Origin of the sequence: uncultured Methylobacterium sp. (genome assembly GCF_964251405.1) — a bacterium.
In the GTDB taxonomy this organism is placed as follows: domain Bacteria; phylum Pseudomonadota; class Alphaproteobacteria; order Rhizobiales; family Beijerinckiaceae; genus Methylobacterium.
Genome location: NZ_CAXUJR010000065.1, coordinates 11,674 through 20,506, shown reverse-complemented (window position 1 = coordinate 20,506; position 8,833 = coordinate 11,674). Strand labels below are relative to the sequence as shown.

At 65.8% G+C, this 8,833-nt stretch carries 10 protein-coding genes; all 10 read right to left on the bottom strand.

The window, feature by feature from the left end; translation table 11 throughout:
* Positions 1–112: 112 nt before the first annotated feature.
* A complete protein-coding gene (locus tag ACFE7U_RS12455; protein ID WP_375410043.1) occupies positions 113–313 on the bottom strand; it encodes a hypothetical protein in 201 nt (66 codons plus the stop codon).
* An 87-nt stretch (positions 314–400) separates the two neighbouring features.
* A complete protein-coding gene (locus ACFE7U_RS12450; RefSeq protein WP_375410042.1) occupies positions 401–1,420 on the bottom strand; it encodes a formate dehydrogenase subunit gamma in 1,020 nt (339 codons plus the stop codon).
* Between the two features lie 48 nt (positions 1,421–1,468).
* Positions 1,469–2,065, bottom strand: a complete 597-nt coding sequence (gene fdh3B / locus ACFE7U_RS12445; protein WP_375410041.1) for a formate dehydrogenase FDH3 subunit beta — start codon at positions 2,063–2,065, stop codon at positions 1,469–1,471.
* A 12-nt stretch (positions 2,066–2,077) separates the two neighbouring features.
* The gene (locus ACFE7U_RS12440; protein WP_375410040.1) at positions 2,078–5,014 is read right to left on the bottom strand and encodes a formate dehydrogenase subunit alpha; all 2,937 of its coding nucleotides are present in this window, start codon (positions 5,012–5,014) and stop codon (positions 2,078–2,080) included.
* An 8-nt stretch (positions 5,015–5,022) separates the two neighbouring features.
* Positions 5,023–5,250: a formate dehydrogenase gene (locus ACFE7U_RS12435; RefSeq protein WP_375410039.1), complete on the bottom strand. Its 228-nt coding sequence runs from the start codon at positions 5,248–5,250 to the stop codon at positions 5,023–5,025.
* A gap of 71 nt (positions 5,251–5,321) precedes the next feature.
* Complete coding sequence (locus ACFE7U_RS12430) at positions 5,322–5,924, bottom strand: molecular chaperone (protein ID WP_375410045.1); 603 nt, start codon at positions 5,922–5,924, stop codon at positions 5,322–5,324.
* 164 nt (positions 5,925–6,088) lie between these two features.
* A complete protein-coding gene (locus ACFE7U_RS12425; protein ID WP_375410038.1) occupies positions 6,089–6,796 on the bottom strand; it encodes a DUF3306 domain-containing protein in 708 nt (235 codons plus the stop codon).
* Positions 6,796–7,332 (bottom strand): DUF3305 domain-containing protein, encoded by a 537-nt coding sequence (locus ACFE7U_RS12420; RefSeq protein WP_375410037.1) that lies wholly within the window; start codon positions 7,330–7,332, stop codon positions 6,796–6,798. The genes ACFE7U_RS12425 and ACFE7U_RS12420 overlap by 1 nt, the downstream gene beginning before the upstream one ends.
* Positions 7,332–8,342: a DUF6352 family protein gene (locus ACFE7U_RS12415; RefSeq protein WP_375410036.1), complete on the bottom strand. Its 1,011-nt coding sequence runs from the start codon at positions 8,340–8,342 to the stop codon at positions 7,332–7,334. Before ACFE7U_RS12415 ends, ACFE7U_RS12420 begins: the two co-directional genes overlap by 1 nt.
* A partial coding sequence (locus tag ACFE7U_RS12410) for a DUF6505 family protein (RefSeq protein ID WP_375410035.1) occupies positions 8,339–8,833 on the bottom strand: 495 nt, incomplete at its 5' end. The genes ACFE7U_RS12415 and ACFE7U_RS12410, both read right to left, overlap by 4 nt.

The following is an 8,833-nucleotide window of genomic DNA, read 5'->3' as shown; positions in this document are numbered from 1 at the left end:
CGAGGAATGTCCTATGGAAGGCTTGCCGACTCCGCCGCGATAGAGGTGGTGGGCCCGCGCCGGGCAGTGTCCAGGTCCAACCCTGACGGAACGCCGGCAGGGTTGGCTCAGATCAGGCGCCGTGCGGCTTACCCGACGGCGCGATGGTCTCGCCGTTCCATTTCGGCCCGACGAGGTTGGTGCCGGGATGAGACACACGAGTGCCCGATGTGGCGAAGGCCTCGTACGCCAGCGTCTGGTTGTTTCCGAGCACGTAGGCTGCCGTCAGGCCCAGCACGATCGCGGCGATCACGGCCACGGCAAAGGTTTTCATCTTGGTCGACCTCCCGATGAACCAGCTCCGAGGCGGTTCGCGTCCGATATCGGGGCGGCTGCGTCAGCCGGCCGCCCGTCTCATGAATTACTCCGCCGGCACTGGCCGGTTCGGACGATGCGTCCCCTTGCCGGACTTCGACAGCTCTTCCTCGACCCAGAGGTCGTGATGAAGCTTGGCCCAGCCGAGATCGACCTCGCCGCTGCCCATGGCGTCGTAGGCGCCCTCCATGCCGAGGGATCCGATATAGATGTGCGCCAGGATGCCAGCGATGAAGGCCGCGCCGATCAGGGCGTGGATCACCTGCATGATCTGCATGCCGTTGATGTCGGTCAGCGCAAAGGGGAAGATCATCATTAGACCGGTGACGCTCATGGCGGCGCCGAAGCCGATCACCATCCAGAACACGAGCTTCTGACCCGCGTTGAAGCGGCCGGCACTCGGATGCTTCGTGCCGATGAAGCCGCCGTATGCCTTGATCCAGGCCCAGTCGATCCGGCTCGGGATATTGTCCTTGAGCCAGAGCACGAACATCAGGACGATACCGAGCATGAACGGCCACGCGAGGTAGATGTGGCTGTACTTGGCGTACTGCGCCACCACGCCGAAGGCCTCCGGACCGATCAAAGGCATCAGCAGGCGCTTGCCGAAGATGTAGTTCAATCCAGACAGCGACAGGAGGATGAAGCAGGTCGCCGTCATCCAATGCGCGAAGCGCTCGAAGCTACCGAACCGCAGGAGCTTGCGACCGGTATCGGGCCCCTTCTCGAGCAGGATGCGGCCGCGGGTGAAATAGAACAGCGCCAGGGCGGCGATCGCACCGAGCACCGCGAGGCCGGCGATCCAAGGGAGCCAACCCTCTCGGAACGCGCGGTAATCCCGCCCCTGCGGCTGGATCAGGTTGGCCGACCTCTGATCCGGGATCGAGACCCGGCCGCCGATCTTGGGATCCTGCTTGAACAGGAACTCCTCGTTCACGGAGCCCGCGGTCGGATTCGTCCCGGTGGGATTGAGACCGTCCCGCGTCTGCTGCGCCATGGCGGGCGCCGCTGCCATGATGGCAGCGGCCACGACGATGGACCTGAAGAGCGTCATTCCCCGCCGCATCGGCGTTCCCCTACAACAATGAGCTTGCGGTATCGCGTATCGAGCCGGTCAGATCGCGACGGTCTCGCGGTAGGCAGTCTTCCAACCCCAGGCACCCGAGCCATAACCGCGCTTGACCACCCGCTCCTTGTAGATCTGGGCGATCATCTCGCCGTCGCCGGCGAGCAGGGCCTTGGTCGAGCACATCTCGGCGCAGAGGGGCAGCTTACCCTCCGCGAGGCGGTTCGAGCCGTACTTCTCGTACTCGATCGTCGAGAAATCGGCCTCGGGACCACCAGCGCAATAGGTGCACTTGTCCATCTTGCCGCGCGATCCGAAGTTGCCGACCTTCGGATATTGCGGCGCGCCGAACGGGCAGGCGTAGAAGCAGTAGCCGCAGCCGATGCAGATGTCCTTCGAGTGCAGAACGACGGCATCGGCCGTGGTGTAGAAACAGTTCACCGGGCACACGGCCGCGCATGGCGCGTCTGTGCAGTGCATGCACGCCATGGACACCGAGCGCTCGCCGGGCTTGCCGTCATTGAGCGTCACGACACGACGGCGGTTGATGCCCCAGGGCACCTCGTGCTCGTTCTTACACGCGGTGACGCAGGCGTTGCATTCGATGCAACGGTCCGCGTCGCAGAGGAACTTCATGCGAGCCATCAGGGTCTCTCCTTACGCGGCCCGGATCTGACAAAGGGTACACTTCGTTTCCTGCATGCCCGTCACAGGATCGAAGCCGTAGGTTGTGCCGTTGTTCGAGCTCTCACCGAGCACGACCGGATCGGTCCCTGCGGGATAGAATTTCCGCATGTCGGTGCCCTGATACCATCCCGAGAAGTGGAACGGCATGAAGGCGACACCCTTGCCGACACGGTCGGTGACGAGCGCCTTCATCTTGGATTGGGCGCCGTTCTCGGGTCCCGAGACCCAGACGAACTGCCCATCCTTGATGCCGCGCTCGGCCGCGTCGCCGGTATTCACCTCGACGAACATGTCCTGCTGGAGCTCGGCCAACCACGGGTTCGACCGGGTTTCCTCGCCGCCGCCTTCGTATTCGACGAGGCGGCCCGAGGTCAGGATGATCGGGAAGTCCTTCGCGATGTTCTTGTCCACCGCCGCCTTCTGCACCGAGAAGCCGACGTTGGGGATGCGGAACTGGCGCTCGTCGGGCCGGGTCGGGTATTTGGCCACGAGGTCGGGCCGGGGCGTGTAGATCGGCTCGCGGTGGACCGGTACCGGGTCGGGCAGGTTCCAGGCGTTGGCCCTGGCCTTGCCGTTGCCGTAGGGCGTCACGCCGTGGTCGAGGCAGACCCGCTGGATGCCGCCGGACAGGTCCGTGGCCCAGCTCACCGCATCGACGTTGGCGCCGCCGATCTTGGTGATGATGGCCATCTCCTCGGCCGTCAGGTCCTTGTCCCAACCGAGCTTCTTGAACACCGCCATCGTGAACTCGGGATACCCATCGGTGAGATCGGACCCCTTGCCGAAGGAATTCTCGGCGAGCAGCGTCTGGCCGTTCCGCTCGACACCGAAGCGGGCGCGGAAGGTGCCGCCGCCGTCCTTGATGTGAAGGTTGGTATTGTAGAGCAGGTGAGAGCCGGGATGCCGGATCTCGGGCTTGCCCCAGCACGGCCAGGGCAGGCCGTAATAGTCGCCGCCGACTTCGGGATCGTCCTTGGGCGCGCGCAGCGTCACGAGGTCGAACTTGTGCTGGTTGCGCATATGCGCCTTGAGCCGCTCAGGGCTCTGGCCGCAATAGCCGGTCGACCAACCACCACGGTTGATCTCGCGCAGGATGTCCTCCGCATCCGGGATGTTGTTCTCGACCTTGACGTTCTTGAACATCTGGTCGGCGAAGCCGAGCTTCTTGGCCAGCAGGTACATCACCTCGTAGTCGTTCTTCGACTCGAAGGCCGGCTTCACGATCTGCTCGCCCCATTGCAGGGACCGGTTCGAGGCCGTCCGCGAGCCGTCCATCTCCAGGGAGGTGGCGATCGGCAGGAGGTAGGTGTTCTCGTGGCGGGCATCCATCGCCGCGAAGGTGGTCGGATGCGGGTCGGCGACGACCAGCAGATCGAGCTTGGCCAATCCCTTCACGGCCTCGGGCAGGCGGGTCACGGTGTTGCCGCCGTGACCGAACACCATCATCGCCTTGATGCCGGTGCGCTGGTCGATCTGATCCTCGGGCAGGTTCACGCCATCGAACCATCGGGTCGAGGTGATGCCCGGCGTCTCCATGCTCTCCTTGCGCGTCTTGGCCTTGCGACCGTCTTTTGCCGGCACCTCGTCGAAGCGGGATTGCAGCCACTCGTAGGGGACGTCCCAGACGCGGGCCCAATGCTTCCAGCCGCCTTCGACGAGGCCGTAGTAAAGCGGCAGCGTCGTGACATCGAGGCCGAGGTCGGTGGCGCCCTGGACGTTGGTGTGGCCGCGGAAGATGTTGGCGCCGGTGCCTGGCTTACCGACGTTGCCGGTGGCCAGGCACAGGATGCAGAACGCCCGCACGTTGGCGGTGCCGACGGTGTGCTGGGTGGCGCCCATGCACCAGATCAGGGTCGCGGGCTTCTCGGTGGCGAACAGCTTGGCGACGCGCTTGAGTTGTTCGCCCGGCACGCCGGAGACCCGCTCGACCTCCTCAGGGTTCCATTTCTCGACCTCCTTGCGGACGTCCTCCATGGCGTAGACGCGCTGGGCGATGAATTCCTTGTCCTCCCAGCCGTTCTGGAAGATGTGCCACAGGATGCCCCAGATCACCGGGATGTCGGTGCCCGAGCGGATCCGCACGTAGTCGGTCGCGTGCGCCGCCGTCCGCGTGAAGCGCGGATCGATGACGATCATGTTGGCGCGGTTGATCTCCTTGCCTGACAACACGTGCTGGAGCGCCACCGGGTGCGCCTCGGCCGGATTGCCACCCATGATGATCATGGTCCTGGCATTGCGGATGTCGTTGTAGGAATTGGTCTGGGCGCCGTAGCCCCAGGTATTGGCGACGCCCGCCACCGTGGTCGAGTGGCAGATGCGAGCCTGATGGTCGACGGAGTTGGTGCCCCAGAAGGCGCCGAGCTTCCGGAACTTGTAAGCTGCCTCGTTGGTGAACTTGGCCGAGCCAAGCCAGTACACGGAATCGGCACCATGCTTCTCGCGCAGTGCGATGATCTTGTCGCCGATCTCCTCGATCGCCGTGTCCCAGGAGATCCGGGTCCATTGGCCGCCGACCATCTTCATCGGGTATTTCAGGCGGCGGTCGCTCGACACCAACTCACGGATCGCCGCGCCCTTGGCGCAGTGGGTGCCGCGGTTGATCGGGCTGGCGTAGGACGGCTCCTGCCCGACCCAGACGCCGTTGACGACCTCGGCCGTCACCGTGCAACCCACCGAGCAGTGGGTGCAGATGTTCTTCTTGATGCTGACCTCGGGTCCGCTCACGGAGGATCCTGCGGCCTGCGCCTTGCGCACGGCGCCGAGCTGAATCGTCCCGGCCGCAGCGAGGCCGCCGGCGACGAGCCCGGACCGACGCAGGAAGGTCCGGCGGTCGACCGCGGACGGTGCGCTTTCAAGGATCTCGGGTCGTGCGCGGCCCTGGCCGCCAGTCTGTCGCTTGATCAGCATGGCGCCCTCTACTTCTTCAATGTCTCGTAGCCGTTGGTCCGGTAGAACGCCTTGACCTCGTCGCTCTCGCGGTAACGAGCCTTGGTCTCGTCGTTACCGGGATCGTAGGCCTGGGCCGGCGTCGCGGTCATCGGCTGGCCGACGACGGCCGCCGCAGCCGCTACCGATCCGCCGCCCAAAGCGCGGAAGAACTGGCGCCGGCCAAGTCCATCCTTCCGGTCCTGTTCCGAATCCATCGACATATCCGTCGCTCCAAAATCCGTTCCGCTTGGCATCGAACCGACACCTCGACCGTCCCGTGACGCCGTCACGAGACCCGGTCGAGGCCGAAGGCCTCCGCTTCGATATCCATGAAAGTGGCGCCGAGGGTGCCCACGGCGCGATAGAAACGTGAGGCTTGCGCCTGTTCGACGTCGCGGAAGAACCGGGCGGCCCAAGGTTCGAGATGGCGGTTGAAGAACAGGCGGTCGGCTCCCGCCTCCGTCCCGAAGCGGCCGGAGCACAGACCCGCCATGGTCTCCAACATGATCGCCGCATGGTCCTCGGGTTCGCTCATCTCGCCGGTCGCCTCGATGCCGAGTTGACGAAGGTCTTCGCGAAGACGTGCCAGCGGGCGCTCGTTGAGGAAGCCGGTGAGATAGTAGGAGGCGAAGGGAACGAGTTCGCCCCGCCCAACACCGACGAAGAGATCGAAATATTCCCGCTGCACCGAATGCAGGTCGGTCATGACCGCCACCTGCGCGAGGCCGGACGTCGCCAGCCCGATCGCGCTGCCGTCCCCCTTCAGCTCCGCGAGGCTCGCGAGCAGGTCCGGTGACGGGGAGCGACCGAGAAGCACGGCAAGCAAATCGTATTGACCGGCACGCAGGCGATCGATCTCGTCGATTATGGGAGCCTCACCGACCGGCATGCTCAAGGCGGAGTCTTGGCGGATGATGGGCGCCAACCTGTCCTCGACCGCCTCGACCGAACGCATCGTCATCCTCACGCATCGGCCGAACACGCCGACGCCTCCCGCTTTGTTGGCCCACCTTAAATCTCGTTTGAGACACCCGCAATCTAGTTTTTAACCGATCAAATCGGGAAGGCGCCGCCATGGCGCCGCATCCGGCCGCGAGGAGCCGTCTCGCGGGTCAGTTCGTTCATCGTAGCCTTGGTTTCCGACGCGACCTGTCCAACTGAATCACCGTCGGGGAGCGGGATGGCACTTGGGAGGACCGGCGCCTCGAGTTCCTGCGCCGGACGCTCTCGCATGCGAGCTTCCTCCGCCACGTCGGCCTGTATGAGCGAAGGAGTATCCACTTTGGCGTCTTCGGACGCGGCCTCGTCGAGCGGAAGCTCCCCGACGTGCGGCTTCGACCCCGAGAAGATATCGCGGACCATGCCGGCGATGTCGTCCGTGGGCAGCATCGGGCCGGTGCCGGGGACCGCGCCGGGGATGTGCCAGTCGAAGGCGTACTCGCGCGCCTCGCTGAGGTAGTCCCGGATGCTGGGATCGATCGACCACATCCGGCGCAAGGCGGCGTTGCGCAGGACCTGAGGAACGCCGGCCCTCAGGAACTGCGTCAGATCGGTCTCGGCGGTGAGGGAGTCCAACGATGGCAGCACGGCGATCGCCTCGTCGCCGAGCGCTTTCTCCTCGAGACGGTCCTCGTCGACCGTTGCGGGAAGAGCCTCCTCTTCCGGTTGCGGAGCCGGTATGGCCTGCTCCTCGGGCACCTCCGCCTGAACCACCTCGCGCTTGCGGCGCGACCACCGTGAGAGGAAATCGTCGCCGGCCATCACTGATCTCCTCTGCGGCGCCGGCCGGTATCCTGTCGGGCCAGGGCTTCGGGATCGGCCCGGTCGCGCTTGCGCTTGTGGAAGACCTGTTCGACGTGGAAGGCCTCGAAGAACGCCGCGAGCTTGGCCTGGATCTCGGCGGGCATCGGCACCGCCTCGACGATCTCGCCGATGCCCTCGGCCATGGATTCGCCCTCGTAGGGGTCGGCCGTCACCGCCGCCACCTCGTAAGAATCCTCGGCGACCTGACGCAGGGCGACCCAGAGCGAAGGACGACCCGAGACGAGGTTGTCGCGGTAATGCGAGGTCTCGCTGGGATGCAGGCCGACCTCGTAGGCGCCGGCGTAGAACGTCTCCTCGTCTTCGGTCGCGGCGAGCCGTGTCCAGGGAGCGGCTGCGGGGATGTCCGGGAGCGCACCGACCGGAAGCCAGGCATGGCTGGCCCAGAACCCCTTGAGCTTGCGACGCACGACGATGATGCCGACCTCGAAGTGATGCTCGGGCGCGATCGTCTCCGGACGGACGTCGTTCTTCATCACAGAACCTCGGTGGGCTGTATCAGGGGCAGGCCGACGACGAGATTCTGCGGCTTGGCATGCAGCTTTCCATCGGCGGCCATCGCAAGGATCAGATAGACCGGCTTGTCGCCGATGCGAGGATCGACGTCGGCCCCCTCGGCGAAGGTGAGGCTGAACAGGGCAAGGACGCGGCGCCCGGTCTCGCCGTCGACCGTCTCGCCGTTCCAAAGGGCGTTGCCGATCCGCGTAGCTTCCGCGTCGAGCCCGACGAACCAGCGCCAATCCGCATCCTCCATGGTCTCGATCGGCACCACCGTCACGGCGACGTGGAGGAGATGGCCGACCCAGGCCTCGATGGCCCTTGCGAGCCCGTCCCGGCTCCTCGGGTTGGTGCCGAGATCGAGCGCCATCGTGAAGGCGTCCGAGCGGCTCCAGTAGGTCCAGGCATTGTCGTCGACCATGACGTCGAGCTCGCTCGCCGGCTCCTGGCCCAGCATCGCTACGAGCGGCGAGGCGCGGTTGCCGCTCTCGCGCGCCTCGATCACCTCGGCATCGGCCAGCAGCACACGCCCGTCGGTCAGCGAGACCTTCTGCGGCCGGAAGAAAATCTCACCGGCCCGCAGTACGTAGGGGTCCTCGCAACCATCGAGCGCGTTGCGCAGGATCAGATGGACGAGCTGGTTGAGGAAGATCGGCGGCGTACCGCGCAAGCCGTTGCGGACGAGGTCGAGATAGGCCGCTTCCACGGAGCGCGCCACGAGCAGCCGCTCGCGAAATGCAAGCATCATCTCCCAGTTCTCGCGGGCATCGGGATCGGCCATCGCGGCGACAGCACCGGGCGTGATGACGCGACGGGGCGCGTCCATCAGGCTCCGGTGCAGGTCGCGCTCCGCCTCGCACGCCTCCTCCGGCGGCACCAGTTCGGGGCGTGCGAGATAGGCGAGCAGCAGTTCGTCGGTGACGGCGAGCCCGCCGCCCTCCGTGCGCCCGGCGAGGTGATGGCCGCTGGAGACCCAGAACTCGGTCATCGCTTGGGATTCTCCATGAGCCCGATCAGGTCGGCGACCTCCTCGGGCTCGTCATCGGTCTCGATGAAGGTGAAAGCCCGGGAATGGGCATGCATCCTGTCGGCTCCCGGCATCCCCGGCGGCTTGGCGTTGAGCGTCCGGAAGCTCTCGCGGATCTCTCCGTCCTCGCTGGTGCGGTGCATGGCGATCACCGTGCCGATCGGAGGTTGGCACAGCGACGCCGCGATCTCGATCTCCTCACGCGCTGCCGCGAGTGCGGTCTCGCGGTCGGGAGCGCCCAGCGTCTCATGGATATGGTGGGCGAGGCTCGCCACGGCCTCCTCGCGTTCGTCGTCGCTGGCCTCGGAGACGACCACGAGGGTCGAGAAGCCGAGGGAGGCGACGCCGATGAAGCCGGACCGGAAGGCCGTCCGGGCCTTCGGCGCGAGGGCCTCCACGTCCGCATCGAAGAACAGGAACGAGCCGGTGACGGCCCATTCGCCGGGCTCGGC

Excerpts from the sequence above, each read along its gene's own strand:
- ACFE7U_RS12455 (WP_375410043.1), bottom strand. The coding sequence starts at position 313 with ATGAAAACCTTTGCCGTGGCCGTGATCGCCGCGATCGTGCTGGGCCTG.
- ACFE7U_RS12450 (WP_375410042.1), bottom strand. The coding sequence starts at position 1,420 with ATGCGGCGGGGAATGACGCTCTTCAGGTCCATCGTCGTGGCCGCTGCC.
- fdh3B (WP_375410041.1), bottom strand. The coding sequence starts at position 2,065 with ATGGCTCGCATGAAGTTCCTCTGCGACGCGGACCGTTGCATCGAATGC.
- ACFE7U_RS12440 (WP_375410040.1), bottom strand. The coding sequence starts at position 5,014 with ATGCTGATCAAGCGACAGACTGGCGGCCAGGGCCGCGCACGACCCGAG.
- ACFE7U_RS12435 (WP_375410039.1), bottom strand. The coding sequence starts at position 5,250 with ATGGATTCGGAACAGGACCGGAAGGATGGACTTGGCCGGCGCCAGTTC.
- ACFE7U_RS12430 (WP_375410045.1), bottom strand. The coding sequence starts at position 5,924 with ATGCCGGTCGGTGAGGCTCCCATAATCGACGAGATCGATCGCCTGCGT.
- ACFE7U_RS12425 (WP_375410038.1), bottom strand. The coding sequence starts at position 6,796 with ATGGCCGGCGACGATTTCCTCTCACGGTGGTCGCGCCGCAAGCGCGAG.
- ACFE7U_RS12420 (WP_375410037.1), bottom strand. The coding sequence starts at position 7,332 with ATGAAGAACGACGTCCGTCCGGAGACGATCGCGCCCGAGCATCACTTC.
- ACFE7U_RS12415 (WP_375410036.1), bottom strand. The coding sequence starts at position 8,342 with ATGACCGAGTTCTGGGTCTCCAGCGGCCATCACCTCGCCGGGCGCACG.